The organism is Cohaesibacter marisflavi, from assembly GCF_900115225.1.
GTDB lineage: Bacteria > Pseudomonadota > Alphaproteobacteria > Rhizobiales > Cohaesibacteraceae > Cohaesibacter > Cohaesibacter marisflavi.
On sequence record NZ_FOVR01000001.1, the window covers coordinates 1 to 26,477 of the forward strand.

Annotated in this window: 25 protein-coding genes and 1 pseudogene; 14 read left to right on the forward strand and 12 right to left on the reverse strand. The window is 54.2% G+C overall.

Annotated elements, in window-relative coordinates:
* A partial coding sequence (locus BM258_RS00005) for a transposase (protein WP_139229173.1) occupies positions 1 to 285 on the reverse strand: 285 nt, incomplete at its 3' end.
* A 591-nt stretch (positions 286 to 876) separates the two neighbouring features.
* Between BM258_RS00005 and BM258_RS00010 the strand changes: the two genes are divergently transcribed.
* Positions 877 to 1,434, forward strand: coding sequence for a MarR family winged helix-turn-helix transcriptional regulator (locus BM258_RS00010; RefSeq protein WP_090067591.1), 558 nt, complete (start codon positions 877 to 879; stop codon positions 1,432 to 1,434).
* The gene (locus tag BM258_RS00015; RefSeq protein WP_090067593.1) at positions 1,418 to 2,038 is read left to right on the forward strand and encodes a gamma carbonic anhydrase family protein; all 621 of its coding nucleotides are present in this window, start codon (positions 1,418 to 1,420) and stop codon (positions 2,036 to 2,038) included. The genes BM258_RS00010 and BM258_RS00015 overlap by 17 nt, the downstream gene beginning before the upstream one ends.
* Before the next feature lie 57 nt (positions 2,039 to 2,095).
* On the opposite strand, the gene BM258_RS00020 is transcribed toward BM258_RS00015, so the two are convergent.
* From BM258_RS00020 to BM258_RS00035, 4 genes are all read right to left on the reverse strand, one after another.
* Entirely contained in the window at positions 2,096 to 3,265 is a 1,170-nt protein-coding gene (locus BM258_RS00020; protein WP_244544539.1) for an aminotransferase class I/II-fold pyridoxal phosphate-dependent enzyme, read from the reverse strand.
* A gap of 24 nt (positions 3,266 to 3,289) precedes the next feature.
* Positions 3,290 to 3,907 carry a helix-turn-helix transcriptional regulator gene (locus BM258_RS00025; protein WP_090067595.1) on the reverse strand — a complete coding sequence of 206 codons (618 nt, stop codon included), beginning with the start codon at positions 3,905 to 3,907 and terminating at the stop codon, positions 3,290 to 3,292.
* Between the two features lie 142 nt (positions 3,908 to 4,049).
* Positions 4,050 to 4,721, reverse strand: a complete 672-nt coding sequence (locus BM258_RS00030) for a DNA-3-methyladenine glycosylase I (RefSeq protein ID WP_090067597.1) — start codon at positions 4,719 to 4,721, stop codon at positions 4,050 to 4,052.
* Between the two features lie 187 nt (positions 4,722 to 4,908).
* A complete protein-coding gene (locus tag BM258_RS00035) occupies positions 4,909 to 5,250 on the reverse strand; it encodes an ArsR/SmtB family transcription factor (protein ID WP_090067599.1) in 342 nt (113 codons plus the stop codon).
* Positions 5,251 to 5,297: 47 nt separating this feature from the next.
* On the opposite strand from BM258_RS00035, the gene BM258_RS00040 reads away from it, so the two are divergent.
* Both BM258_RS00040 and BM258_RS00045 read left to right on the forward strand, forming a co-directional pair.
* A complete protein-coding gene (locus BM258_RS00040; RefSeq protein ID WP_090067601.1) occupies positions 5,298 to 6,674 on the forward strand; it encodes a pyridoxal phosphate-dependent decarboxylase family protein in 1,377 nt (458 codons plus the stop codon).
* 66 nt (positions 6,675 to 6,740) lie between these two features.
* Positions 6,741 to 7,265: a DMT family transporter gene (locus BM258_RS00045; RefSeq protein WP_090067604.1), complete on the forward strand. Its 525-nt coding sequence runs from the start codon at positions 6,741 to 6,743 to the stop codon at positions 7,263 to 7,265.
* Between the two features lie 323 nt (positions 7,266 to 7,588).
* On the opposite strand, the gene BM258_RS00050 is transcribed toward BM258_RS00045, so the two are convergent.
* Both BM258_RS00050 and BM258_RS00055 read right to left on the reverse strand, forming a co-directional pair.
* Positions 7,589 to 8,584, reverse strand: coding sequence for a lipocalin family protein (locus tag BM258_RS00050; RefSeq protein WP_090067607.1), 996 nt, complete (start codon positions 8,582 to 8,584; stop codon positions 7,589 to 7,591).
* A gap of 71 nt (positions 8,585 to 8,655) precedes the next feature.
* Positions 8,656 to 9,327 (reverse strand): CerR family C-terminal domain-containing protein, encoded by a 672-nt coding sequence (locus BM258_RS00055; RefSeq protein WP_090067609.1) that lies wholly within the window; start codon positions 9,325 to 9,327, stop codon positions 8,656 to 8,658.
* Positions 9,328 to 9,687: 360 nt separating this feature from the next.
* On the opposite strand from BM258_RS00055, the pseudogene BM258_RS00060 reads away from it, so the two are divergent.
* The 8 genes and pseudogenes from BM258_RS00060 to BM258_RS00095 form a co-directional block, all read left to right on the forward strand.
* Positions 9,688 to 9,960: pseudogene (locus BM258_RS00060) on the forward strand (IS21 family transposase); the annotation flags it as partial.
* 202 nt (positions 9,961 to 10,162) lie between these two features.
* Complete coding sequence (locus BM258_RS00065) at positions 10,163 to 10,732, forward strand: GNAT family N-acetyltransferase (protein ID WP_244544540.1); 570 nt, start codon at positions 10,163 to 10,165, stop codon at positions 10,730 to 10,732.
* Between the two features lie 197 nt (positions 10,733 to 10,929).
* On the forward strand, positions 10,930 to 11,373 hold the full coding sequence (locus BM258_RS00070; protein WP_090067611.1) for an RrF2 family transcriptional regulator: 444 nt from the start codon (positions 10,930 to 10,932) through the stop codon (positions 11,371 to 11,373).
* Positions 11,374 to 11,497: 124 nt separating this feature from the next.
* Positions 11,498 to 12,478, forward strand: a complete 981-nt coding sequence (locus tag BM258_RS00075) for a sulfate ABC transporter substrate-binding protein (RefSeq protein WP_244544574.1) — start codon at positions 11,498 to 11,500, stop codon at positions 12,476 to 12,478.
* A gap of 1 nt (position 12,479) precedes the next feature.
* The gene (cysT, locus tag BM258_RS00080; protein ID WP_090067615.1) at positions 12,480 to 13,337 is read left to right on the forward strand and encodes a sulfate ABC transporter permease subunit CysT; all 858 of its coding nucleotides are present in this window, start codon (positions 12,480 to 12,482) and stop codon (positions 13,335 to 13,337) included.
* The gene (gene cysW, locus BM258_RS00085; RefSeq protein ID WP_090067617.1) at positions 13,330 to 14,166 is read left to right on the forward strand and encodes a sulfate ABC transporter permease subunit CysW; all 837 of its coding nucleotides are present in this window, start codon (positions 13,330 to 13,332) and stop codon (positions 14,164 to 14,166) included. The genes cysT and cysW overlap by 8 nt, the downstream gene beginning before the upstream one ends.
* 40 nt (positions 14,167 to 14,206) lie before the next feature.
* Positions 14,207 to 15,346: a sulfate/molybdate ABC transporter ATP-binding protein gene (locus BM258_RS00090; protein ID WP_090068863.1), complete on the forward strand. Its 1,140-nt coding sequence runs from the start codon at positions 14,207 to 14,209 to the stop codon at positions 15,344 to 15,346.
* 80 nt (positions 15,347 to 15,426) lie between these two features.
* A complete protein-coding gene (locus BM258_RS00095) occupies positions 15,427 to 17,193 on the forward strand; it encodes an SLC13 family permease (RefSeq protein ID WP_090067619.1) in 1,767 nt (588 codons plus the stop codon).
* A 138-nt stretch (positions 17,194 to 17,331) separates the two neighbouring features.
* Here BM258_RS00095 and tkt read toward each other — a convergent pair whose 3' ends face one another.
* From tkt to BM258_RS00120, 5 genes are all read right to left on the reverse strand, one after another.
* Positions 17,332 to 19,335, reverse strand: a complete 2,004-nt coding sequence (tkt, locus tag BM258_RS00100; RefSeq protein ID WP_090067621.1) for a transketolase — start codon at positions 19,333 to 19,335, stop codon at positions 17,332 to 17,334.
* A 134-nt stretch (positions 19,336 to 19,469) separates the two neighbouring features.
* Positions 19,470 to 20,765, reverse strand: coding sequence for a TRAP transporter large permease (locus BM258_RS00105; protein WP_090067623.1), 1,296 nt, complete (start codon positions 20,763 to 20,765; stop codon positions 19,470 to 19,472).
* Positions 20,762 to 21,322, reverse strand: coding sequence for a TRAP transporter small permease (locus BM258_RS00110; RefSeq protein ID WP_175527841.1), 561 nt, complete (start codon positions 21,320 to 21,322; stop codon positions 20,762 to 20,764). The genes BM258_RS00105 and BM258_RS00110 overlap by 4 nt, the downstream gene beginning before the upstream one ends.
* A 70-nt stretch (positions 21,323 to 21,392) precedes the next feature.
* Positions 21,393 to 22,439, reverse strand: coding sequence for a TRAP transporter substrate-binding protein (locus BM258_RS00115; RefSeq protein WP_175527842.1), 1,047 nt, complete (start codon positions 22,437 to 22,439; stop codon positions 21,393 to 21,395).
* Positions 22,440 to 22,567: 128 nt separating this feature from the next.
* Positions 22,568 to 23,407: a MurR/RpiR family transcriptional regulator gene (locus BM258_RS00120; protein ID WP_090067629.1), complete on the reverse strand. Its 840-nt coding sequence runs from the start codon at positions 23,405 to 23,407 to the stop codon at positions 22,568 to 22,570.
* A 233-nt stretch (positions 23,408 to 23,640) separates the two neighbouring features.
* On the opposite strand from BM258_RS00120, the gene BM258_RS00125 reads away from it, so the two are divergent.
* A complete protein-coding gene (locus BM258_RS00125; protein WP_090067632.1) occupies positions 23,641 to 25,572 on the forward strand; it encodes a bifunctional 5-dehydro-2-deoxygluconokinase/5-dehydro-2-deoxyphosphogluconate aldolase in 1,932 nt (643 codons plus the stop codon).
* Between the two features lie 10 nt (positions 25,573 to 25,582).
* The gene (iolB, locus tag BM258_RS00130; RefSeq protein WP_090067634.1) at positions 25,583 to 26,386 is read left to right on the forward strand and encodes a 5-deoxy-glucuronate isomerase; all 804 of its coding nucleotides are present in this window, start codon (positions 25,583 to 25,585) and stop codon (positions 26,384 to 26,386) included.
* The last annotated feature ends 91 nt before the right edge of the window (positions 26,387 to 26,477 follow it).

The window sequence follows — 26,477 nt, forward strand, 5'->3', positions numbered from 1 at the left end:
GCCCAGCAGAACAGAGGCTTCCGATAAAAAATCTCGTTCCACAACCAATTGGCCGATCTTGGCATGCAGCCGGGCAATCTCGGCATCATTACCCTGATGCTCGGTTTCCTTGCCCTTTGAAAAGCCTGACGCCATATTCTCAATCGCAGTTCGCTTCCAAGCGCTGATCATGTTGGGATGGACATCATACTTCTTCGACAGCTCTGAAAGCGTCAATTCTTCGCGGATTGCTTCAAGCGTAACCTTGGCCTTGAAGTCGGCAGAGTAGCGTTTTCTCTTCGTCATTTCGGATCGTCTTTCTGTTCAGGCGATCCACCTTAACACATGGTCCAAATGCCTGGGACCAGCTCTCTATGCTGAAATAGGCCTATCGCGGATAAGCGAGTAAACAGCCCATGATTAGCCCATGAAACGGTATGAAAGCATGGGCATTTGCAAAGAGTGAAGAAAACAAAAGCTCAATGATTTCAAACTACTTGCACCTTAAATTATGCCTTCGGGAGGCAGGGGCCGGAGGTTCGAATCCTCTCACTCCGACCAACCTTTTCAATAGGTTAGGTCTTTCCCCTTCGGGTGAAAAACAAAAAACTCACCAAAAACTCACCAGAAATATTTCGTGCAAAAAAGCCTCATCTACGTGTGGTCGATTTTGTGTGGATAAATTTCTACATCCAACTATGTGCGGGGAATTGTTTTGGTGCTCGCAATGTCGATGTGTGGGTACCGCCGCCTCTGATTGGCGTTTCTTCGTCGGACTTGTGGCCTGCAGGTTCAAGCTCGGTAGTTACAGTATTGGCTAACCTCTGATACTCTCCGCTCTTCATCATGAATTCTGATCTGGTTCATTATCTGGTCTAATTGCATAAAGAGCTTGCTATGATTGGTGAGATGATATATGTATTCTGCATGCATATAAATCTTGTCGCGAATAAAGTCGGTGCACTTGTTACGGCCTTGTCAGATGTCCTAACATCGCCGCAATATTCATCTTCGAGCGACGCTGCTTTGGTTACCTTGTTCCATCGTCAGCCGATCTCGGTCACGTCCCTTGCTCAGATTCTTGGGCTGACGCAGTCGGCAACGACACGCCTCGTCCAGAGATTGAAAAGTGAAAAGCTGATTCAACAGCAGGACATGTCAGGGCGAGAACGCTTGCTTTCGCTGTCAAAAGAGGGAGAGCAGATTGCTGCTGCACTCGGCAAATTTCGCCTCGACCGGATTGCCAAAATCCTTAGTCCTCTGTCCGATGATGATCGTCAGGCACTCGATCGGATTGTTTCTTCCCTCTTGATCAATCTCGTCGAGGACGAAACACATGCGCGCCACATGTGCCGCCATTGTGACCATGGAATTTGCCGGGGAGAGGCCTGTCCCGTTGGGTCAGAAATTCGCCGGAAAGAAAAAATGGAGAAGTCGCATGATTCTGAAGCATAACGGCAAATCACCCGTGATTGATCCTTCCTGTCGGATTGCGCCCAATGCCACGATTTGCGGCGATGTCACGCTAGGCGCCAACTGCTCAGTAGGGTTCGGGGCGGTCATCACCGCTGAAAGTGGTGCGGTCATTATTGAGGAAAATACCGTCATTATGGACACTGCCGTGATCCGGGGTGTCCGTGACAACCCGGTCTGGATCGGGCGAAATGTGCTGGTTGGTCCGCGCGCCTATTTGACTGGCTGCTCGATTTCCGATGACGTCTTTCTGGCGACCGGTTGCTCGGTGTTCAACGGGGCAAAAATTGAGGCGCAATGCGAAGTGCGTGTCAATGCTATTGTTCATCTCAGAACGAAACTTGAAAGAGGGACGGTGGTTCCTCTTGGCTGGATCGCGGTAGGTAATCCGGCTCGTATTTTGCCACCCGAGGAGCACGACACAATCTGGGAAATACAGAAGCCGCTCAACTTTCCCAATTACGTCTTCGGAGTGAAACGCCCCCAAGAGGGTGAGACAATCATGCCTGACGTCATGCCAAGATATGCCGCAGCACTCAAGCGCTGGCACGATCTTGATGTCGAAGATACTCAGCATCAAGCGTGATAGACCGCGAAGTCCGCAAGGAATGTACCTGCGGCTCTTCTCTGACCGTATCGGGAGCTAAGCCCGGAAATCAGCATAATGGGTTTCAAAGAAGCCGCGCATGGCGATGATGCCATCTTTGACAACCTGATCCCGGCCAAATCCGATGCGGAAGTGGTCTGCTGGCGTCTCGCCCAGATCTGAAGCGTAGATAGAGCTGGGCAATAGCAGGACGCCACTCTCATCCAGCAATTTGCGGCAGAAGGCTTCCCCTCCCTCTGGCCCTGTGAAGCGGGGGAATGCCACACAACCCCCCAGAGGGCGGGTCCACTCGATGAGGCCCGGATAGTCGGCAAAGAGCTGTTCCAGATCGGTGACGTTTCTTGCAACAAGCTGACGATTGCGCGTCAGGATCTGGTCTCTTGCCTTGAGGGCAATCAGCGCCAGTTGTTCTGAGGGAGCCGAATTGCAGATGGAAAGATAATGCTTATAGCGCTCGACTTTTTCCAATTGCGCCTTGTCCTGGCAAGCGATCCAACCAATCCGCAAACCCGGCAGGCCGTAGGCTTTTGACATCACATTGAGTGAAATACCTTTTTCATAGAGATCGCAAACTTGTGGCAAACGATTTTCCGGATCCAGTTCCACACCACGATAAACCTCGTCACTCAGAATCCAGATATCATGTTCTCGGCAGATTGCAATGATCGCCTCAAGGTCGGCACGGGGGATAATGAGGCCTGTCGGGTTGTGAGGAAAATTGAGCGAGAGCAGCTTGGTGTTCGGCCGGATCGCGTCACGCAAAGCATCCAGATCGAGGGCCCATCCGCCTTTCATAGTCCCTTGCTGCAAAGGCAGACCAGTAACCTTGCAAATGGAAAGCGGCACGGTCTCTGCGCTTTGATAATTGGGTGTCGGGACAATGGCGTGATCGTCTTTCCCCAATAATGTCTTGGCCACCATATAGAGGCCTTCACCGGCACCGGCCAGACAAAGGATATTCTCTGCAGTCATGCGCTCGTAGGTGTTGGCGATCTCGTCTCGCAGCTCCGGCGCGCCCCATGTCTGGGTATAGCCCAACCAGAGAGACTGGTAGGCCTCACGGTCTTCCGGGCTGGCCATCGCCAGCAGATCTGCAACAGACAGGCTCTCCATGTCTGATGCTGTCATGTGGTACTTCGCCTTGAATTCCCATTCAGAGAAAAAAACTTCCAAACTGAAATCACGCATGGAACGGGACAATGTCATGGCTGGCTCCTAGTGCTGCTCTGGTTAATCGAGAGGCAGCTTGTTCTTTTTAATGTGGGAGTAGAGGGTGGTGCGGGAGACGCCAAGGGCTTCGGCGACATAATCGACGGCACCGCGGGCCGAGAATATGTCAGCGCCGATCAAGCGCTCGACAATGAGGTCCCGATCTTGCTTCTTGAGCTGATTGAATGAGAGTTTCAGCTCCGTGAGCGTCGCCGAGATAATGGCATTGGCAACTTCGCGCCAGTCATTGCGCAGTAAATCTGAGGTTGGGGCGGGTTCGGTTTGGGTGAAGGCGGCCAACACATCGCGCGCCATTTCCAAGGCGTCCACCCGCATATTTATGCAGAGAAGGGCGACTGGATGGCCCTCATCATTGCGCAAAAGCGCAGAGACCGACCGCAAGCGGGTCCCGTCGGAGTTGGATTTCGTATAAGGCCCAATCGTATCATCGTCCCGTAATTCAGACTGGAAGTCTGCGATGTCGCTGAGGCTCTCATCTCCTGCTTGTCGAGGGGAAAAACTGTTCTCGATAAGAGCGATGCGGTTGGCTGTAAGGTCATGTAGCACGACCTCCACCTGTCCGGGGAGAAGGCGCACGAACGAGCGGCAAATGGGGGCAAGAAGGCTAAGCTGAAGCATCAAGAGATACGATCTGTACGATATGTTCAATTTTGAAAATATTGTACAGGTTCGGTAATGTCAAGCCGTTCGCCTGTTGTGCGTGCAACCAAACCAGAACTCGAACCCTCTTCATGCAGTCTATTGCGATAGGGCTGTGGGATCACGCGTCAATCGACAGAGCAAGGATGCCGCTGATTTCGCTAAACGCGTAGCCGCGCTCATCTCGCCATGCCGAGAAGGCATCTTGCACTTTTTGCAGCGCCTTTGGTGAAGTGGGGGATGTCTCAATCACATGTTCCGCGATGAGCCTTGCGACGACATCCTTACCGAGGACGAAGCCGTCTACGCCCATGAAGCGCAGAAAATAACAGGCGGTTGGATAGCCCAAACGACTGCCGTTCTTTTTCAAGAGCATCAGGAGTGTTGAGAAGTTTTCAGCTCCGAAGGCCGAGAAATAAGCCCCCAACGATGGGTGCTCTTGCTCCAAACCGGTCAGGAAAGCCGCATTTTGGGGAATAGAGTGAAGTTTGGCTTTGTTGCCGACAATATCAGTTCTGCTGCCAATTGTTGTGAGATCCTCATCTGTCAGCGAGCGGCAAAAATCGAGATCGAAGTCGTTTAATGCGGCTTCATAGGCCTGCCACTTGCCATCGATCAAGGACCAGTCCAGCCCTGCGCGAAATATGCAGCGTGTCATGCCAGCAAGCCATCGGTCATTTGATATCAAGGCCAGGTCGCTGGGCTCTTTGGGGTGGAACAGTCGGCTCTGGACCGTCTGCAAGCCTCCATGACGGTCGGCGGCAATATGTGTGATCTCGGCAATCGACTTCATCTCTTGACCTCATTTCACTCTCAACAATGCGCTGCCGAACAGATCCACATCGAGGATATCACACGCTAGAACGTCGGTGCGCCAGTAAGTCAATCCAACTTTTGCAATTGTTGGGAAACCGATTCTAACTTGCGCTAGTCAAAGCTAAAAATGGCATTGCCAAATGGCTTTAAATCTCAGGCGCCGCTTACTTGGTAGAGTTTTCGACTGAGCTGTTATCCGCAGCACAAAGCAGCCAGTTGCCAAGTATCTTCAGCTTTTTCCGCTGAGGGCGATAGAAAATCCAGTTACCAATGCGCTTGCTCGTAACAAGCTCCGCTTCCGCCAGTTTTTTCATATGCGCACTGACGGTTGGCTGGGTCAGTCCGATTTTTTCGGTGATAAAGCCAACGCAAACCCCATCGTCAACCAGGTCTCCGTCCTGCTGCTCTGGAAAATGAGCTCTCGGCTCAAGAAGCCACAGGAGAATGCGAAGTCTGACCGGGCTGGAAAGAGCCGCAAACATTTTGGCACTTGACTCGTCATTCATATTGTCGATTATCAATATAGATAACTTTCTATATAGGTTGGTGACGTATGACCGTATCTTTAACATCATTAGAACGTCAGGCCCTTGCTTTGCAAGAAGGAGCAAGCCGAGGCGCGAAATATCTTCGTCAGCTATCCAGCAGACATGTTCAGGCCAAAACAACAGGCCTTTACGCGCTTGACTTCGATCTGCCTACTACTGGCCAGCCCGTTGAAAGCATACTTGACCTGATGGAGATCATCGGGTCTGAGGGGACAATGGCGAGCGCTGCGGGACGGTATTTTGGTTATGTTGTGGGAGGGGCCCTGCCTGCTCCCAGCGCCGCGAGAGCTATGCTGACTGGGTGGGATCAGATTGCAGACAAGCCAACCGGCCCGTCCGTTGTCCAAATGGAAACGGTTGCTGTCCGCTGGGTTAAGGAGCTTTTGCGCCTGCCTAAAGAAACACAGGGTGCCTTTACAACTGGGGCGACGATTGCGAATGCTTCTTTGCTCATAACGGCACGGGACGTTCTGCTGGAACGTTTGGGACACAGGCGGGAACGAGGACTGATCGGTGCCCCCGATATTCGAATCGTGGCCAGTGCAGAGATCCATGCAACGGTCCTCAAGTCGCTGCGGATGATCGGTCTAGGCTCCGACAAGATTGAATTTGTCCCTGTTGATGATCAGGGGCGAATGATCCCATCGGCAATACCCATATTGGATGACCGCACGTTGGTTTTGGCACAAGCAGGCAATGTCTGTTCGGGCGCCATGGATCCGGTCGCTGAAATTGCCGATTTGTGTGAGCCTGCTGGAGCTTGGCTTCACATCGACGGCGCTTTCGGTCTCTGGACGCGCGTTTCCAAGCAAATGGGCCATAACCTGGATGGGCTGGAGCGCGCTGACAGTTGGGTCGTTGATGCACACAAGACACTGAATGCTCCCTATGATTCCGGGATTGCACTATGTCGCCACCCGGACACCATGAGAGAGTCCATGGCCATCGGAGCTTCCTATCTGCCTCCATCAGAGCCGGGGCCGTCCGACTTGGCTATGGAATTTAGCCGTTCAGCGCGTGGAGCTGAAACATATGCCGCTCTTCTCTCCCTTGGTCAGAATGGCCTTGTTGACATGATTGATCGATTTCACGCTCTAGCCAAGAAAGTGAAATTCGGCGTTGAGCGCATTGGTTTTCAAGTGCCGCATGATGTTCATTTCAATCAGGTTTTTGTGACACTTCCTGAGGATGAGGCGCTTTGTTCTGCTATCATCCATGAAGTACAGAATTCTGGCGAAGCCTGGTTTGGTGCCGCAGCGTGGCAGGGACGCTCGGGCTTCAGAATTAGCGTGTCGAATTGGGCCACGACAGAAGAAGATGTTGATCGCCTGCTTGCCGTTTTGGAGAAGGCATTGGTCAGGGCGAGGCAGAAAACCAGCTAGCACGTTTATAAAAATCAACCTCATGACATAGATATCCAGTTTCTGGATCGCCAATCGGAGTTATATATGCCGTTTCAATTTCCATCCTTCTTGCTTGCGTTGGTCGCTCTGGTCGCAGGCGCTTTGGTGTCTTTGCAAGCAGGGGCCAATGCAGAACTTGGTCGTGCACTGGGCCACCCACTTTGGGCAACCTTTGTTTCACTTGTTGTAAGCTTGATAGTAGCTATCCCAGTTCTTATTCTAGCGCACGCTCCAGCTCCAACAATTCCGCATCTTGGAGAAGTCCCATTCTGGGCTTGGCTTGGTGGGGTCGCCGGAACAATTTTTGTAACCTCAGCCCTGCTTTTGGTTCCTCGTATAGGAGCCACGAGCTTCATTGTTGCGGTCATTGCCGGTCAGATATGTGTCTCATTGCTCATGGATAAGTTCGGTCTTTTGAACCTGCCGGTCAAAGAAATCAGCTTTGGTCGTCTGGTGGGAGTTTGTCTTGTTATATCTGGCATGTTGACCGTTCAGTGGTTCTCGCCCACAGCAGAAAAAAGTGAAGGAGCAGATCTCCTGTCTCCAAGGGCTGAAGAACCTATCAGCTAAGTACCTAACCTCAACTTGAGCATTCGAGAATAAGAGAGTTGGGCGTTTGTTGTTGCTGAAAAAGCGGAGCCCGACTTGACCGGTTCATATCTGTGATAACAACCGAAAAGCCAATCACCAATCTATCCTCTCCTGTAGATCTTTCTCCTGCCCCTTTCCGAGCACGAGTGCCTTCCTGAACGAGGGGAGTTGGGGTACAGATCACGTGAGAGGCAGAAATCGGCACAGATGCAGGTGCTGCAGGTGCGAAGCGGTCTTCAAACAAGCAAAGGATTGCAGCGCAATTTGGAACTGCGCTGCAAAGGCTTTTGATATGGGAACTGTTATGACCAGTTTCCGACCAGTTCGACATAGCCAAAGCCAGTAACGGATTTGCCCTGCCACGTGCCAGTAACCCTGCTGGCACCTTCATATTTACTCAACACCGGTGCCTCTTTGGAAACCACTTCCTGTTTCAGCGGGCGAGGGGCTACGTCCAGAACAGCATCCATTTCCGGAATGCGAACAGTCCAGTGGGTTGGATAGCGATAGTTGGTGACGTCGCTTTTCCATTCCCCTGTTGCGCCCAGTGTGGGATCAACGGGGATGACCATCTGGGTGCCGTCGGCCTTGAGCAGAGTGGCCCACGCGCGGGGGCTGCCGCCTGGCTGCATCGGGCAGGACCAGACGCTTAGCGCCTCGCCGGTATCGAGTGTCATTCCGATCCAGCTCCATTTCAGTTTGCTGACAGGAACCTTGGATAGAAGCTGCCACTGGCGATCAAACCAGCTTGTGCCTTCCACTTCATAGCTTTTGCCTTCGATCTCGATGGTTCCTGAGGTGGCGAGGCGAGGGATCGAATATTGATGGATATGCATATCCATGCCGGTAAATTCGCCCACACCGGCATTGTAGATGACCGGCCCGGGCGCCGCGATATGCAGGGCAATCTTGCCGCTGCCGTCTCCAAGGGTGGCTTCCAGATCGATGTTGCCCAATGTGCCCCGAATGAAACCGTTTGGCATCTTGATGTCGAAACCTTCTTTGACCTCGGCCTTGCTCAGCGGCATGATGCGATCATCTGCCTTGTACCAGCCGGTCGTCTCGTTGGAGATGGCCACGATCAGCTGAACCGCATCGCCTATTTCCGGCAGCGGGATGATCATCGCATGGAACAGATAGTTTATGGTCTCCCCGTTGACCTCATATTGTCCGAAGTAAAACCACGAGTCATTTTCATAATCGGGCTTCCAGACAAGGTCTGTAGCGGCATCGAGAAGAGGGCCGGGACCATCCAAAGGAAGAGAAGGGGACTGCGGGGTCATTTCTGCTGAAGGCATGTGTCATCTCCTTTGATTTGTACAACCGACTTGACTTTTCAACCGGTCACTATGGCCGTTTTTCTCGGTTGTCATTCCTTCCGGGAAACAAGGGGCAGCGTCACGTTTCTGCGCACGGCATCCTTGATGGCGCGCGCCTGTTCCGGGCCTATGGTTTCCCATTTCATATGTTTCAGGATCAGGGATCGTGCAGGGCGGAAGGCGAGAACCTGACCGATCAGGATGGTCGTCGTCAGCCTGTTGTCCGTTTCGCTGCTGTCGGGGCGCAGTCGGGAGACAAGGTCTAGAAGACATGCGAAATGCGGCGCGACAAAATTCTCGAAAACCCGCTCATGGGCAGCACTGTCCTCCTGCTGTTCCTGCAAGATGACGCAAACCCATGTCTCAAGCTCTGGCTCGATCAGCACGTCGACAAGGTTGTCAATCATCTCGCCGATGGCAAGAGAGCAGATGGTCCGCTCTTCCGGGGTGCCTTCTGACGCCTGTAGGCCATGCACCGTATCCTTGGATGGCATCAGTCGCGCAGAAAGCTGAGCTTCAACATAATCCAGAACGGCTGAGTAAAGCCCTTCCTTGCCGCCAAAGTGGAAGCCGATCAGTGCCTGATTGACACCGGCAGCGCTCGCTAACTCTCGAGTGCTGGTGAGGTGAAACCCCTTTTGTCCGAACAGCAGACATCCTGCTTCGATGAGGGCTTGTCGGGTGAGCTGGCCGCGTTGGCTGGTATCTTGTCTCTGTTCCATGGTTGGTTATGTAAACTTAACCAAGTGAATAAGTCAAGTGAATTAATCAAGTGATTAAGTTGCGAGCCAACACCTTGTCCAAATGCGACTGGGATCAGGAGCCGAAGAATGGGAGTGGATGGAACAGCAGCAGGAAATTCTGAAAGGGATAAGACCCTAAACCTCAACAATGCCACTGCCTTCAGTAAACACATGAGGAAGATCGGTTTGCTGAAAGTTTTCTCGGGCGCGGCCCAAAGGCTCGAACTCCTTCATTCCGAACAGCTCGTCTAGCAGGTAAGACTTTTGCTGTTTGTGTGAAAATGTCCAGCGTCAGCGTGCTCTTGATGAGCTGTCATTGCGCGCCTCAACAGTTGACACATGAGCCAGCGGGAGGCGGCTCGTCATTTCGGTATTTCGCGCGACAGTGTTCGCAAGTTGGTTGCATTTTCGATACCCCTAGGATACCGGCGTGAGAAAGAGGTCAGGCGGCCCAAGCTTGATGGCTTTACGGCGATCATCGATGGATGGCTTGAATCAGACAAGGTCGTGCACCGCAAACAGCGTCACACGGCCAAGCGGATATTCGAGCGGCTTCGTGATGAGCGTGGGTTCACCGGAGGCTATACGATCATCAAGGATTATGTCGCGGATGATCTGATGGATCTTGCAAGGCAGGTTGAAGCCCGAAGCTGATGCCCGCCTTCTCCGCTTCCGCGATGGCCAAGTGATGGCCGAGTGACAATGCTGTAAATTGGCAGAGTTAGTAATCGTGTCAAAAGCTATTTGCCACCTACTGACGATGGGTTTCGATGGCTAGCATCATGCGCTGCAATGAAATTGGAAAGGACCAACTGTGATAGGTAACGACACCAAATGGACCATTCGAGCATTCCGGCAATCTGACACCGAAGAGGTTGCCGACCTTTTTATAAAGGTCAACAGATTGCTGGCCCCACCCGGAATGGAAGCTGCTTTCGAAGCATATATCCAACGATCCCTCGCTGAAGAAATTGAACGCATTGAAGACTATTATTCTGAGCATAAGGGACTATTCCATGTCGCTGAATCAGAAGGCTGCCTGTGCGGAATGTTTGGACTTGAGCAATCTGGCACCGACGCCATGGAGCTTCGCCGCATGTATGTTGCGCCGCAAATGCGAGGTAAGGGGCTTGGTCGCACGCTTTTAGCCAGAGCCGAGGCACTGACTGTTGAGGTTGGCCGAGCACGCCTTGTGCTCAGTACGTCGGAAATCCAAGAGGCTGCGCTGGCTCTGTATCGCTCGTCTGGCTACATTTTATCAGCCGAGAAAACGGCACAAACAGAATCCTTAAAGACGGTAGGAGGCGGACTTCGGCGATTTTATTTCGAGAAGGACCTGACTGTTTCGCCTCAACACCTTCAGAGCAATTCCAAGGCACCATAGAGCGCGCCCTAATGATAGCTCATTTCGATGGGTGGAGTTGTTATGAATCCGGGAGGGAAAATCATCGTCGGAATGCACGCTAGCACCCCTGCCTTGCAAGTTAGACCTCAATCTCTTTAATTTATGAGATTTAATGACGACTAAACCGATGGGGTTTGCTAGAATAGAGCCGGTTGATCAGGGAAGACTGGAACGAAATGATATCGCAGAAAGCACAATATGCCTTCAGGGCGCTGCTCGCGCTGGCGCGGCTGGATGATGATGAAGTCTCCATGATCTCCGATATTGCCTCCTCTCAGAATATCCCGAAAAAGTTTCTCGAGCAGATCCTGCTGGATCTTAAACGGCACGGCATCGTTCAGAGCCGCCGCGGGAAAATGGGGGGCTATCTGCTTCTTAAAGGCGCGAATGAGATCACCTTTGGCGAGGTCCTGCGTATCATAGATGGACCGATCGCACCGCTGCCATGCCTGAGCAAGATGGCCTATCGCAAATGCGATGGCTGCGACGACGAAGAGGCCTGCGAGATCCGTAAAGTTTTTGCCAAAGTGACTGATGCTACGCGCAAAATTCTTGACAATACGACAATCGCAGACGCAATAGCTGACCCTGAAAAGGCTGATATCCCATTGATCGCATAAGGTAAATTCGAGTGATGCATAAATTCCTTGACTAACACTACTAAATAGATAGAGATTAAGGGTATTGGTTGTGTTCAGGGAGGTTGTCATGACTCGATATCGAAGTATCACCGCGGCTGCCGTCATGGCGATAGCCATAGGGTTTGCTGCACCGGTAGCCGCAGCGGATTTCACGCTCCTCAATGTGAGCTATGATCCGACGAGGGAATTGTACAAGGAGTATAATCAGCTGTTTATCGACAGCTGGAATGCAAAAACCGGAGACAAGGTGACCATTCGCATGTCCCATGGTGGCTCCGGAAAGCAGGCCCGCTCCGTTATCGACGGGCTAGAAGCTGATGTTGTCACTCTGGCTCTGGAAGCCGACATCAATGCGATTGCCGAGAAGACCGGCAAAATTTCCGCGGCGTGGCGTGAACGGCTTCCCAACAACAGCGCGCCCTACACCTCAACCATCGTCTTTCTCGTGCGCAAGGGTAATCCCAAGGGCATTTCCGATTGGGCCGATCTGGTGCGTGATGGCGTTGAGGTGATTACGCCCAATCCGAAAACATCCGGCGGCGCCCGATGGAACTTCCTTGCCGCTTGGGCCTGGGCACAAAAGGCTTACAAGGGCGATGAGCCCAGCGTGCGGCAGTATGTAAGCGATCTGTTTCGGCATGTACCGATACTGGATACCGGCGCGCGCGGCGCTACGACCACCTTTGTTCGCCGTGCTATTGGTGATGTGCTGCTGGCTTGGGAGAATGAAGCGTTTCTGGCTCTTGATGAGCTGGGCGAGGGGGCGTTTGAAATTGTTGTTCCGTCCGTTTCCATCAAGGCCGAGCCTCCGGTTGCTCTGGTTGATGGCAATGTCGAACACAAGGGCACGACCGAGATCGCCACCGCCTATCTTGAGGGCCTTTACAGCGAGGATGGTCAGCGTCTGGCTGCCCGCCACTATTATCGCCCTTATCAGCCAGAATTGGCTGACCCGCAGGACATGACGCGCTTCCCTGATCTCAAGCTGGTCACTGTTGATGATTTCGGTGGCTGGAAGAAAGCGCAGCCGACCTTCTTTGCCGACGGTGGCATTTTCGATCAGATCTACAAGCCGGAGCGCTAACATGACTGCTACTGTGCAAAGCAGTAGATGGCACTTCCGCGAGCCGGGTGTGATCCCGGGCTTCAGGCTGACATTTGGCTTCGCGGTCTGCTATCTCTCATTGGTCATTCTGATCCCGCTGTCGGGACTGGTCTGGCACTCGTCCAACCTTGGTTGGGACGCCTTTTGGGCTTTGGCGAGCGATCCGCGCACGATCGCCGCTCTTAAAATCAGCTTCGGCAGCGCAGTGCTGGCTGCCCTGATCAATACGGTCTTCGGCCTTGTCGTCGCATGGGTCCTCGTGCGCTACCGGTTTCCGGGTCGACGCATTGTCGATGCTGTGGTTGATCTGCCCTTTGCGCTGCCCACAGCTGTCGCCGGGATCGCCCTTGCAACGCTCTATGCACCCAACGGCATGATCGGCGCATGGCTGGCAGATTTCGGCTTCAAGGTTGCCTTCACCCCCGCAGGGATCGTGGTCGCGCTCGTCTTCATTGGTCTGCCTTTCATCGTCCGCACCGTCCAGCCTGTGCTGGAAGAGGTCGACCGGGAGATAGAAGAAGCGGCCGCGACCTTGGGCGCATCGCGTCTTGATATTGTGAGGCGTGTGCTCCTGCCCGGATTGCTTCCGGCGATCCTGACGGGCTTTGCCATGGCCATGGCACGCGGCATTGGCGAATATGGCTCGGTCATCTTCATTGCAGGCAACATACCCTATGTCTCTGAAATCGCGCCTCTTCTGATCGTCATTCGACTGGAGGAGTTCAACTATGCTGCAGCAACTGCTGTCGGCGTGGTGATGCTATCCATTTCATTCCTCATGCTTTTGATCATCAATCTGATCCAGGCATGGAGCAGGGGGAGGTTCGGCCATGGCTGATCAAACCATTTCCATCCAGTCGGCGACGGCCGAAACTCCATTGGTCAGACTGGTGCTCATGGCCATTGCCTTCCTCTTTCTGGCACTGTTTCTGTTCCTGCCGCTGGTTGTTGTGGTCTCAGAAGCGTTCCGCAATGGCGTAGGGGCTTGGTTTCAGGCCATTCTCGACCCTGATGCATTGGCCTCCATTCGGTTGACGTTGCTGGTTGCTGCGATTTCTGTTCCGCTAAACATGGTATTCGGTGTCGCAGCCGCATGGGCCATCGCCAAGTTCGAGTTTCGCGGCAAGGCCTTTCTCATCACGCTCATCGACTTGCCCTTCTCTGTTTCTCCGGTCATCTCCGGGCTGGTTTATGTGCTTCTGTTCGGTTCGGGCAGCGTGCTCGGGCCATGGTTGAAGGGCTGGGGGATCGAAATACTCTTTGCGGTGCCGGGCATCACTCTGGCCACGATTTTTGTGACCTTTCCCTTTGTCGCACGAGAGTTGATTCCACTGATGCAGGATCAGGGATCGGCCGACGAGGAAGCTGCGCTCAGCCTTGGGGCAAGTGGGTGGCAGACTTTCCTGCATGTCACGCTGCCCAATATCCGTTGGGGGCTCCTTTATGGCGTGCTGCTCTGTAACGCCCGCGCCATGGGCGAATTCGGGGCAGTCTCCGTCGTATCTGGCCACATTCGAGGCCTCACGGACACCATGCCGCTGCATATCGAGATTCTCTACAACGAATATAATTTTGCCGCCGCCTTTGCCGTTGCCTCGCTGCTGGTGGGGCTGGCTCTTGTCACCCTTGTTCTCAAAACCGCAATCGAGCGTCGCTATGCCGATTGATCACCAAGTGCCTCTAGGCAATTTCAATGGGAGGTCTGTCATGGATCTTGGCATTCAAAATGTAAGTAAGGCGTTTGGCGCCACCGCTGCTCTCAGAGACATTTCCCTTGCGATCCATGCCGGGGAACTGATCGCACTGCTCGGTCCTTCAGGATCAGGAAAAACAACGCTCCTGCGCCTGATTGCCGGACTGGAATCGCCCACCGCTGGTCAGGTTTTCTTTGGCGACGAAGAGGCCTCCGGAAAACCAATCCAGCAGCGGCAGGTCGGCTTTGTCTTCCAGCATTATGCCCTTTTCAGGCATATGACGGTGTTGGAGAATGTGAGCTTCGGACTATCGGTCAGGCCACGCGAAAGCAGACCACCCAAACGGGAGATCGAGATGCGCGCCATGGATCTCATCAATATGGTTCAGCTTACCGGTCTTGAAAGGCGCTATCCTGCCCAGCTTTCCGGCGGGCAACGACAGCGTGTGGCTTTGGCACGAGCCATGGCGATCGAGCCGAAGGTTTTGCTTCTGGATGAACCATTTGGTGCGCTCGATGCCCAGGTGCGCAAGGACCTGCGCCACTGGCTGCGCGAAATCCATGATCGCACAGGGCACACCACCGTGTTCGTCACCCATGATCAGGAAGAGGCTCTGGAACTGGCCGATAGGGTCGTCGTCATGAATGAGGGGCAGATCGAGCAGGTCGGCTCCCCTGACGAGGTATATGATCATCCCGCTGCACCATTTGTGCATCGCTTTATCGGGGAGGCATCCGAACTGCCCGTGCATCTGGGGCAGGGCCAGATCTGGCTCGGAGGGCAGCCCACAGGTCTTGCCAGTGATCAGATCGGGCTTGCGCTTCTCTTTTTCCGTCCGCATCAGATTGAACTCGTCGATGATGGGAGCCCATGCCTTGTTGGCAAAATCATTGCGAGCCGCCGCATGGCAGGCACACGCAGGCTGGATCTGCTCGTCGGATCAGGTGGCCATCATGTGGAGGTGGATGTCCCAATAGACCATCCCGCCGGACAACAGGACATGCTTACATTCCGTCCCAAAGTCTGGACGCTCTTCCCCGAGAATGAGGACGAGGCAGGGGTGAGGAGAAAGGAGGCTCGCGAGGCTCGTGTAGTCTATCCACGCAACCGGTCCGCAGGACCACTGCGACAGTATGAACCATCCTGTTCCTAGTGCTCGCAAGATCGTGACTGATCCACTATGCTTGATGGGCATTGCCCATCGGGCAAATCACTTGTGAAAGTAGCAAGCTGGTGACGATAGATCAGATCCTTATCCTTGGGCTCCTTGTCTCGATGCTCGTGGTTTTCGCGCGTGACTGGTTCAGGGTTGAAATTGTCGCTCTGGTCGGTTTGGCGATTGGAATAGTGCTGCATCTGGTGCCCTTTGATCGGGCTTTTTCCGGTCTGGCCAATCCAGCCGTTATAACGGTGCTGGAAATCCTGCTCATCGTGGAAGTGCTAAAGACCAGCCACTTGCTGGACGGTGTGGCGGCATTTCTGAGCGAAAGGTTGAAGCGACCGCATACCATCATGCTGGTGCTGTGCGGGGTGGGCGCCCTGCTTTCAACGGTCATGAACAATATTGGCGCTTTTTCGCTGATGTTGCCCATGGTCTTCGTGCTGAGCCAACGCCATCATATTCCCCAACGGCTCCTGATGATGCCCTTGTCTTTTGCCACCCTGATGGGGGGCATGTGCACGGTGGTCGGCACGCCGCCCAATCTGGTTGTCAGCGAGGCTCTGCTAAATAGCCAGATCAATCAGACCGGGACATTTCGCTTTCTTGACTTTCTGCCAACCGGCTTGGCTATCACCATAGTGGGGCTGGGTCTGCTTGTCTGGTGGGCACCGCGCATTCTTAAAAGCGATAGGCAAGAAGAAGAGGGCGAGGAGCCAATTGGACACCGCATGGTAACGGAAGTCTTTTGCCCTATCGCCGGTAAAGAGAGCTGGACGGTAGAGACCGTCGAAGCCATGATCGAGGGGCAGATAGACAGCGTCTTGCGACAAGAGCGCAGGCTCTTTCCCCTTCGGGCCGAAACAGGGCTCAAACCAGATGACCGTCTGTTGGTCGAAGCGGACGAGGGTTTGCTGAAAGAGGCCTTTGCTACAGGAACCTTGACGCCAGCGCGTTCATCTTTGGCCCGCTCCACAACAGGAGGGGCCGATCAGGTGCAAGCGCAGGCGGCAATCATGCCTTTCAGCATTCTGCAAGGGTCGGCTATTGCCAATATTGGTGAATTTTCGGAGCAGGCGATCCGCGTCATCGGGGTTGCGACCCAGTCACCACGGGTCGAGGGCTCGCTAGATGAATTCAGGCTGTCGGTGGGGGATATTCTGCATCTTGAAGGGCAGGCAGAGGCTGTGCAAGACGCGATCACCAATACTGGTCTCGTCTCGGTTGTCTCCAGCGGGGGGCTCTTTTCCGCAAGAAAACACACCCTTTGGACATCGGTCATCTTCCTTTGTGGGCTGTTGGCTGCCGCCTTCGCCGATGTGCCGCCTGAAATCGCATATGGTATGGTGCTGGTCTGCTATCTGGTCGGCGGTATGCTCGATATGCGGGAAGCGCTCAAGCGGTTGAATTGGCCTATCATTTTGCTTCTGATGGCCATGCTGCCCTTGGGGGAGGCCGTTGCGACGACGGGCGCAGCAGAAACCATTGCCAAGACCATTATCGCGTGTCTGCCGGTGGCCAATGCTGCGCTGATCACAGTCATCATGCTGGCGCTGGCGGTCTGTATCACGCCCTTTGTCAACAATGCGACCACTGCGGTGGTGCTTGTGCCCATAGCCATTGAGCTTGCCCATTCAGCAGACCTGCCGCCAGCGCTGTTGCTGATGGCGGTCGCAATTGGGGCCTCTTGTGATTTTCTTACGCCCTTCGGGCATCACAACAATCTGCTGGCCTATGCGCTTGGCCCCTATCGTTTCAGGGAATTTTTTCTCGTCGGATGGCCCGTAACGCTGACAACGATTGGCGTTGGCTCTGCTGTCTGTCTCGCCGTCTGGAGTTGATGCGAGAGGAAAAGCCTGCTGCTAAAATGGCCTGTCCTTGAGCAAATAGAAAAGACCGGCAAAGCATTTTCTAATACATGCCTTGCCGGTCTCGATTTTGTGGTGATAACCCGCCCTACAAGGGGGCTAACTCATGCCTTACAGGGCGCCCTCAACCGCCTTGACGACGGCATCGGCTGTAAAGCCGAAATGAGCGATGACGTCATCGGCTGGGCCGGAGGCGCCGAAGCTGGTCATGCCCATGATGATGCCATTGCGCCCAACGAAGCGTTCCCAGCCGATGGTTGAGGCCGCTTCGATAGCCAATTGCACGCTCTCTTCAGAACCAAGGACAGATTGCTTATAGGCCTTATCCTGCTTTTCAAACTGCGCCCAGTTGGGCAGGGAAACCACAGCCGTAGGAATGCCTTTTGCTTCCAGCTGCTTTTGGGCATCGACCGCGATATGGAGTTCTGAGCCCGTGGCATAAAGGGTTGCCTTGCGCTCTGCTGAAGCTTCCTTGAGCACATAGCCGCCGCGAGCGGAAAGATTTTCGTCGGCACTGGTGCGAACGACAGGTAGCGGGTTGCGCGACAGGCACATGACCGAAGGGGTGTGTTGTGCCTTAAGAGCCAGTTCCCAGCATTCCATAGCCTCGACCATGTCACCTGGGCGGAACACATTCAGATTGGGCATCGCGCGCAATCCGGGCAGATGTTCTACTGGCTGATGGGTCGGGCCATCTTCACCAACCGTGATGCAATCATGGGTCATGACATAGATGACCCGCTGTTCCATCATGGCAGAAAGGCGCACGGCGGGACGGGCATAATCGATGAAGCAAAGGAAGGTGCCGCCAAAGGGAATGAGGCCGCCATGCACCGCCATACCATTCATCATGGCCGCCATGGCGTGTTCGCGGATGCCAAAGGGAACATACCGACCGCCCCAGTCGCCAGCAGCGATCGGGCGGGCCTTCTCAGCCCAGGTAAGGGTGGACCCTGCCAGATCGGCCGAACCGCCAACCAGTTCAGGCATCATGTCGAACAGGGCGTTGAGCACTTTGCCAGAAGCCATACGGGTTGCAATAGGCTTTTCTTCAAGAGCATTCTTGCGCAGGTCTGCCAGTGTGGCGAGGGCTTCCGCAGGCAGGTCTCCGGACATGCGCCGCTCGAATTCGGAGCGAGCACTCTCTGGTGCAGCATCAAGACGACCCTGCCAGGACTGATGATCTTGCTTGCCACGCGCGCCAGCAGTCCGCCAGTCATCGAGCACGGTTTGCGGGATTTCGAATGCGGCATAGGGCCATGTCAGCAGATTTTGCATGGCCTTTCGGTCTTCTGCTCCGATGGCGCCGAAGTGGGCGGCAGGTTTCCCCTGCTTGGCAATAGAGCCGCGACCGATGACCGTACGACAGGCGATCATGGATGGGCGCGGGTCTGACTTGGCGTCCAGAATGGCCTGCTCGATGGCGTCCGTGTCATGGCCATCGATTGACTGCACATGCCAGCCAGCTGCCGTGAAGCGTGCGATCTGGTCTTCCGATGTTGCGTGCGTGGTTCGGCCATCAATGGTCACCTTGTTGTCGTCAAACAGCATGACCAGCTTGCCCAGCCCCATATGGGCGGCAAAGGTGATAGCCTCCTGAGCGATACCCTCCATCAGGCAGCCATCGCCAGCCATGACGTAGGTATAGTGATCAACAAGAGTGTCGCCATAGTCGGCGTTAAGCGTGCGTTCGGCAAGGGCCAGTCCAGCCGCATTGGCTACGCCTTGTCCAAGTGGGCCTGTTGTGACCTCAATGCCGCGCAGCTGCTCATATTCGGGATGCCCTGCGGTTTTGGCGCCGAGTTTGCGGAAATCCTTGATGTCATCAAGGGTAATGTCTGGCGAACCGGTGAGCCACAAAAGGGCATACATGAGCATGGACCCATGCCCAGCTGAAAGTACAAAGCGGTCACGATCGGGCCATTCCGGGTCGGCTGCATCATATTTCAGGATGCGGTCGAACAGAACGGCGGCTACATCTGCCATTCCCATTGGCATGCCGGGGTGGCCTGACTGGGCAACTTCCACGGCGTCGACGGTCAGAAAGCGCAGGGCGCTGGCCATGTCATGCAGACGCTTGTCGGTCGGCTCAATGGGGGTGATGAGGGTAGTCATGTCTTACTCCATGATAAAGAAGGCCGAGTTGGAGCCTGTCTGCACTTGAGGGAGTTGCAGACATGCTGGAGAAACTCAGGTTGGGGCCGCCTCTGGACTGCGAGGATCAGAGGCGGCGTGCTTGGGGAATTGACTTACATAAGGCCAGCGAGACGCGGCAGATACAGCACCAGATCAGGGAAGAGACTGATCAGGGCCAGAACGCCGATGGAGATGAACAGGAAGGGCAGGATCTCGCGGGATATTGCCCCTATTCGGGTCTCGTTGGATGTAATGGCCGCGCCTGCGAACAGACATAAGCCATAGGGGGGGGTCATCAGACCGATCATCAGATTGAAGACCATGATGACACCGAAGTGGATCGGATTGATGCCGACTGCGGTTGCTATGGGCGTCAGGATCGGGCCGAGAATGAGAATGGCTGGAGCGGCGTCCATGAACATGCCCCACATGAGCAGGAAGACGTTGATGACCAGCAGAACCATCAGCGGGTCAACTGCATTCATGCGAATCCAGTCGGCGGCGATCTGCGGCAGATGGGCAACGGCCAGAATCCAGCCGAAAATGCCCGCAGTGCCGATGAGGAAGAAGATCGCCGCTGAATCCCGGGCCACCTTGGCGCCAATGACCAGCAGTTCTTTCGGGCCGACATTGCGGTAAAGGAAGAAACCAAGAAGCAACGCATAGCCCACAGCAACAGAGGCTGCTTCTGTAGGAGTAAAGATGCCGGACAGAATGCCCCCCATCAGAATGACAGGCATCAGGAGGGCCGGGATCGAGGATTTGCAGATCTTGATGACTTCCTCGAGCATATACTTGCCATGCGAAGAGCGATAGCCCCGGCGGCTGGCGATGAGCCAGACAACCAGCATCTGTGCCAGACCCAGCAAGACGCCGGGTAGGGCCCCACCAACCAGTAAAGCCCCGGTGGAAACCTGTGCCACTGAGGCAAAAATCACCATGGGGATGGAAGGAGGAATGATGGGGCCCTGTACGGAGGAGGCCACGGTAACCGCAGCAGAGAAGCCCTCTGAGTAGCCATTTTTCTTCATGGCGGGAATGAGCACCGAGCCCAGACCGGCCACGTCTGCCAAAGCCGAGCCCGAGCAGCCGCCAAACAGCATGGAGGCGACCACATTCACCTGCGCCAGCCCACCGCGCATGCGCCCGACAAGCAGGTTCGCCAAAGACACGATGTTATCGGTGATGCGGCAGGCCGACATGACATGCCCTGCCATGACAAACAGCGGCACTGCCAGCAGTACGAAACTGTCAATCGAGGTGAAAAACTGATGAATGACCGTCCGCATGGACTGCTCGGAAACCATGAAATAGACCAGCGAGGCGATTCCGGTTGTAAAACTCAGAGGCACGCCCAGAATGGCGAGCAGGCCAAAAACCACCAACATGAGGGAAAAGGCGAAGGTCATTTTTGTGTCTCCGAAATGGGATCATCATCACTGACGAGAAACTCCGGTTCGAGAATCCAGCTCCTGTGAAAGAAGAGGATATTGATCGAATCCAGGATCAGGTAGAGAAGAACGAAGCAGGCACCGAAGGGAATGGCCAGAAACGGCCAGAAGAAGGATATCTGAAGACCCGGGGTCATCATCCATTCATTGGCAAGGGCGTAGCCCCAGCCGATATAGATCAGATAGACAAAGAAGATCGCCACGGGCAGGCGCAGAAAAAAATCGTACCATATGGCCGTTTTGCGCGGGATCATGGCGATGACAATCATCAGACGAGGGTGGGCATAGTGCCTGTAGGCCGTCGCCGCTCCGACGCTGGTCACATAAATCATCAGATATTTGGCAGCTTCTTCGGCCCAATAGAGTGGCATGGCGAGAAAATAGCGCATGCACACCTGCAGCAGCAGTACGAAGAAAATACCAAAAACCAATAGGGCGAGAAAGGCATTCAGAACCATATTGACGGCATCTAACGTCTTCTCGATCTTGTTTGGGGGCGTTGTGGGGTTTTGCATTTCCAGTCCTCGGACCATAGGAAAAAGCAGGCGGGAAGCGCCTTGTTGCTCCCCGCCACGGGTTAGCGGATCAGTAAACCAGATCCTGATAGCTATCCTGAATGCGTGTGATTTCGTCCTGAACCATCTTCAGAACTTCTGCGCCGCCATCGACATTCTTTTCAAACCAGGCAAAAGCCGCTGGCTGGAATGCTTTTTTGAATTCTTCGATTTCGGCAGCTGTCGGCTGGTAGATTTCAACGCCATGATCCTGAAGCCATTTGCCATCGATGATGTCCTTGAGCGGAGCAAGGGCTTCGGCGCCCGCCTGAGCTTCGTTACCAGCTTTCATGATGGCAACCTGAATATCCTTGGGCAGGCTGTTAAACCATTCGACATTGAAGGTAACGGCGCCAACCAGATGAACATGCTTGTCCAGAGTGATATATTTCTGCACTTCGTGGAAGTTCATGGCACGGATGGTTGCCAGCGGGTTCTCCTGCCCATCAACAACACCGGTCTGCAGGGACGTGTAGACTTCAAGCCAAGGCACGGGTGTTGCCTGTGCGCCAGCTGCGTTGAACATTTCGATGTGAGGGCGAACCTGCATGGTGCGCAGTTTGACGCCCTTGAGATCTGCTACAGTATGAATTGGCTTGTTAGCCGTCGAAATCTGGCGATAGGCCTGCGGGCTGAAGAACAAGATGCCAACGCCGGTTTTCTCTTCCAGCTCTTTCAGTATCTTTTTCATTACAGGGTTATCGCGGGTATACAGCTTTTGCGCGACGGCCATGTCAGGCATGACATAGGGCAGGTCGGTAAAGGTGATCTTCGGGAACAGGTTGGACATTACGCCCATAGCCAACTCGCTGCCCTGCAATTCACCGGATTTCACCTGCTGCAGGCCGGAGAGCTGATCGCCCAGCTGCCCGTCGGGGAAGACCTGAACATCCACTTTTCCGTCTGTATAGAGTTCGACCTTCTGTTCGAAAATCGCCAGCGATGCAGATGCCGGCAGAGCCATAGGATCGGCCGGTGTGCCGCTGGCAATCTTCATGACATAGTCAGCTGCGAAAGCAGCATTGGCACTCATGGCGAGTGCCATGGCAGTGCATGTAACAAGAGCCTTGAATTTCATGTAAACCTCCCTGTGCCCAACCCTCCCGTCGGGCACGATTGCATCAAGGGGATGCATTCCAATACGATAGAAAATGGAACATATATTCTATCAGGGGGCAATATGAAATCTTTGCTCTTAAACTAAAGTCATATGTTCTCTTTCACGACGGATGCCGGATTCAGCCGTGTTCCCACGGAGACCGAAAGCGCCGCAGCCAGACAGAATGTTGCCGAATATGTGCGGAAACCACCGACATCTTCTTCAACCACTTCAAGGCTGACATCGGCAAGCCCGGACAAGGGACTGAGCGGCGTGTCCGTGATTGCGACAATCTTTGCTCCATCGCCTTTGGCCTTTTCAGCCACTTGCACGACTTCAGGCGTGTAAGGCTCGAATGAGATAAGCAGCAGGACTTCGTTAGGGCGAAAACGACCTGGGATCTTTATGCCGCCAACATCACTGTGAAGAATGACACGGTGGTCAAACTGCCCTAGAACATAAGCCAAATAACTGGCCACGGGGAATGCTCGCTTTTGCCCGATGACATGCATTTCTGGCATTGAACAAATTATTTCTGTAGCTATTTCAATGGACTGTGGGGCCATTTTGCTCATGAGACGCTCAATGGATGCGATGGATGAATCGCAGAAATCGACAAAGAGAAGGTCTGTTTCCGTCTCCCCGCGCTGGCGTAAAGTGTTGATCCTGTAGCGATAGGGCGGGCGCTGCTGGGTTGCCTGACGCCGGAACAATTGCTGCAAATCAGAATATCCCTGCATGCCCAGAGCCTGAGCAAAGCGAATGAAGGCCGAAGGAGCGATGCCGGATTCCTGAGAGGCTTGGGCTACGGTCAGAAAAGCCATGGCATCGCCTTTGCGCAAGACAAAGCTCGCACAATCCTGCAAGCGTTTGGGCAAACCACCCTTGATTGCCGCGATCTTTTTCTCAAACTCTGCGACGGAAGTTGGGCTGGAGGAGTCGGTCATCGCATCTTGCTTTCATCTTGAGTGAATAGACTTGCTTTCTTGGAATCGTTCGACACTATAGAAGATGTTTCATTTTTGGAATAGAAATTTCATTCTATTTGACACACCTTGTTCAAAGTTTGATACATTCTGTTTATAGAACAAAAATTTCTAAAAATTATCTTTTAGAATTTATATTTCATTGCTAGGCTCAGGTCAACTCGTCCACAACGGGAGGACACAATAGGTGAGCGATGCAAAAGACACTTGATCTAATAACAATTGGACGCAGCTCGGTGGATCTGTACGGAAGTCAGGTCGGCGGCAGACTGGAAGACATGCGGTCCTTCGAGAAATATATCGGGGGGAGCCCTACCAATATGGCTGCAGGTACGGCCAAGCTAGGCGTTCGGTCTGCGGTCATTACTCGGGTGGGTGACGAGCATATGGGGCGCTTCATTCGGGAGGAGTTGCAGTCTCTGGGCGTCGATACGCGCGGCGTGAAAACCGATCCGGAGCGTTTGACGGCGCTGGCTATTCTCGGCATCAGGGATAAGGAGCAGTTTCCCCTTATCTTTTATCGCGAGAATTGTGCCGACATGGCTTTGTGTGAAGAAGATATCGACCCGGATTTCATCGCCGAGGCGCGCTGTGTCACAGTGACCGGCACCCATTTGAGCCATCCGCGCACCAAGGCGGCAGTGCTCAAGGCGCTGAGACTGGCAAGAGACAGTGGTGCCAAAACAGCGCTTGATATCGACTATCGCCCTAATCTGTGGGGGCTTTCAGGCCATGGCGACGGAGAAAACCGCTTCATTGCTTCAGAAGCTGTTACGCAGCAATTGCAAGAAACCCTGTCACTGTTCGACCTGATTGTTGGCACCGAAGAGGAATTCCATATTGCGGGCGGAACGACAGTCACGCTCGATGCCCTCAAGGCAGTGCGCAAAGTAAGCGGCGCCACTCTCGTGTGCAAACGCGGACCGATGGGCGCAACGGCCTTCGCCGGTGCCATACCCAAATCGCTCGATGATGGCGAGTCCGGCCCGGGCTTCCTGATCGAGGTGTTTAATGTGCTCGGCGCGGGAGATGGCTTCATGTCCGGCCTGTTGAAGGGCTGGCTTGAGGACAAGGATTGGGTTACGGCCCTGACCTATGCCAATGCTTGTGGCGCTTTTGCTGTCAGCCGCCATGGCTGCACGCCAGCGTATCCCAGCTGGGAAGAGCTGCAATTCTTCTTGCAGCGTGGCATCAAGACTCCCGCCTTGCGCAAGGATACTGAGCTGGAGCAGGTTCACTGGTCAACCAATCGCCACAAGGCATGGCCGGATGTGCGTATCTTTGCCTTTGATCATCGTATCCAGCTTGAGCGCATGTGCGATGAGCTTGATGTGCCACGGGAGCGTATAGGCGCTTTCAAAAAGCTTTGCCTTGAGGCGACCATGCAGGTTTCCCAAGGGCGAGATGGCTATGGCATCCTGTGTGACAACCGGGTCGGGCAGGATGCGCTACATGCCGCAGCTGACAAGGGCCTTTGGATCGGACGTCCGGTCGAGTTTCCGGCATCCTGTCCCCTTGCCTTTGAAGAGGAGCTCGGGCCTGATTGTGGAGGTCTCAAGGAATGGCCCCAGAACCATGTCGTCAAGGTGCTCTGCTACTGTCACCCAGATGATGAGGTCGCCTTGCGCGATCAGCAGGAAGCCACATTGCTGAAACTGGCCGCCGCTGCGCGCAACAACCGTCTGGATCTGCTGGTCGAGCTGATTACCTCACCGGTCGGGCCTGTCGACGATCAGTCTGCAGCCAAGCTGATCAATCGTCTTTATGAAATCGGTATCTATCCGGATTGGTGGAAGCTTGAACCCATGAAGACTGACGCTGCCTGGCGCAATGCCTGTCGGGCGGTCGAGGACCATGATCCCCATTGCCGCGGTATCGTTGTCTTGGGATTGGCCGCCGATATGGAAGCGTTGGGGCCTGCACTCAGAATTGCCGCAGCCCATCCGCTGGTCAAGGGATTTGCCGTCGGGCGCACCATCATGAACGCAACGGCGCTTCAATGGTTTGGCGGTGAAGTGGATGACGCAACGGCGGTAAGCCAATTGACGAACAATTATCAATGCCTATGCACCCTTTGGGATGAGGCTCGCTCTTCTGCCCTCGGGGGCAAGGAAATAGCTAGTTAGGAGGAATGGAATGTCTTACAATTTGCACCGCAAGCCGCAGGGAGAGAGCGGCAAGGTTCATGATATTACACCTGAAAAAGCAGGTTGGACCTATGTTGGCTTTGGTCTCTATGACTTGAAGCCGGGAGAAACTGCGGCCGAAGCAACGGGAGATCGCGAAGTGATCCTTGTCATGCTGGAAGGTTATGCCGAAATTTCGGGAGCCGGGCAAGACTTTGGTAAAGTCGGCAGTCGGGATAGTGTTTTTGACCCGATCTCACCGCAATCCGTCTATATCCCGAATGACAGCGACTGGTCTCTGGTTGCCGTGACCGATTGCAAGATCGCCGTTTGTTCGGCTCCGGGTATGGGCGGTCACAAGGCACAGCTTCTCAAAGCTCCCGAGCGTGTAACAAAAGGCAAGGGTGCGAACACCCGTCATATCTTCCCGATTGCCATGGAAGACTATGATGTTGCCGACAGTCTGCTCGTGACCGAATGCGTTACGCCTTCTGGCCACTGGTCTTCCTATCCGCCGCACCGCCATGATAGCGACAATTTCCCAACCATCACACATCTGGAAGAAAGCTACTATCATCGCCTGAACCCGGCCAAAGGCTATGCGCATCAGCGCGTTTACAATGATAGTGGATCCATTGATGAGACCTTCACTGTGCATGATGGCGAAGTGGTGCTGGTGCCGGAAGGCTACCATCCCTGCGGTGCTCCCTATGGGTATGACCTTTATTATCTCAATGTAATGGCTGGACCTCTGCGCAAATGGCGTTTCCAGAATCATCCCGATCATGACTGGATCGCACAACGCGACGCTTGAGCGGTCATGCATACAAGTCAAGAGGCGCGACAGCTTGCACGTCGCGCCTTGTTTATGTGTGGGGGAATGTATGGGCGGCGACGAATTCTGA

Coding starts and splice junctions, on each gene's coding strand:
- BM258_RS00010 (WP_090067591.1), top strand. CDS start 877: ATGATTGGTGAGATGATATATGTATTCTGCATGCATATAAATCTTGTC.
- BM258_RS00015 (WP_090067593.1), top strand. CDS start 1,418: ATGATTCTGAAGCATAACGGCAAATCACCCGTGATTGATCCTTCCTGT.
- BM258_RS00020 (WP_244544539.1), bottom strand. CDS start 3,265: ATGACATTGTCCCGTTCCATGCGTGATTTCAGTTTGGAAGTTTTTTTC.
- BM258_RS00025 (WP_090067595.1), bottom strand. CDS start 3,907: ATGCTTCAGCTTAGCCTTCTTGCCCCCATTTGCCGCTCGTTCGTGCGC.
- BM258_RS00030 (WP_090067597.1), bottom strand. CDS start 4,721: ATGAAGTCGATTGCCGAGATCACACATATTGCCGCCGACCGTCATGGA.
- BM258_RS00035 (WP_090067599.1), bottom strand. CDS start 5,250: ATGAATGACGAGTCAAGTGCCAAAATGTTTGCGGCTCTTTCCAGCCCG.
- BM258_RS00040 (WP_090067601.1), top strand. CDS start 5,298: ATGACCGTATCTTTAACATCATTAGAACGTCAGGCCCTTGCTTTGCAA.
- BM258_RS00045 (WP_090067604.1), top strand. CDS start 6,741: ATGCCGTTTCAATTTCCATCCTTCTTGCTTGCGTTGGTCGCTCTGGTC.
- BM258_RS00050 (WP_090067607.1), bottom strand. CDS start 8,584: ATGCCTTCAGCAGAAATGACCCCGCAGTCCCCTTCTCTTCCTTTGGAT.
- BM258_RS00055 (WP_090067609.1), bottom strand. CDS start 9,327: ATGGAACAGAGACAAGATACCAGCCAACGCGGCCAGCTCACCCGACAA.
- BM258_RS00070 (WP_090067611.1), top strand. CDS start 10,930: ATGATATCGCAGAAAGCACAATATGCCTTCAGGGCGCTGCTCGCGCTG.
- BM258_RS00075 (WP_244544574.1), top strand. CDS start 11,498: ATGGCGATAGCCATAGGGTTTGCTGCACCGGTAGCCGCAGCGGATTTC.
- cysT (WP_090067615.1), top strand. CDS start 12,480: ATGACTGCTACTGTGCAAAGCAGTAGATGGCACTTCCGCGAGCCGGGT.
- cysW (WP_090067617.1), top strand. CDS start 13,330: ATGGCTGATCAAACCATTTCCATCCAGTCGGCGACGGCCGAAACTCCA.
- BM258_RS00090 (WP_090068863.1), top strand. CDS start 14,207: ATGGATCTTGGCATTCAAAATGTAAGTAAGGCGTTTGGCGCCACCGCT.
- tkt (WP_090067621.1), bottom strand. CDS start 19,335: ATGACTACCCTCATCACCCCCATTGAGCCGACCGACAAGCGTCTGCAT.
- BM258_RS00105 (WP_090067623.1), bottom strand. CDS start 20,765: ATGACCTTCGCCTTTTCCCTCATGTTGGTGGTTTTTGGCCTGCTCGCC.
- BM258_RS00110 (WP_175527841.1), bottom strand. CDS start 21,322: ATGCAAAACCCCACAACGCCCCCAAACAAGATCGAGAAGACGTTAGAT.
- BM258_RS00115 (WP_175527842.1), bottom strand. CDS start 22,439: ATGAAATTCAAGGCTCTTGTTACATGCACTGCCATGGCACTCGCCATG.
- BM258_RS00120 (WP_090067629.1), bottom strand. CDS start 23,407: ATGACCGACTCCTCCAGCCCAACTTCCGTCGCAGAGTTTGAGAAAAAG.
- BM258_RS00125 (WP_090067632.1), top strand. CDS start 23,641: ATGCAAAAGACACTTGATCTAATAACAATTGGACGCAGCTCGGTGGAT.
- iolB (WP_090067634.1), top strand. CDS start 25,583: ATGTCTTACAATTTGCACCGCAAGCCGCAGGGAGAGAGCGGCAAGGTT.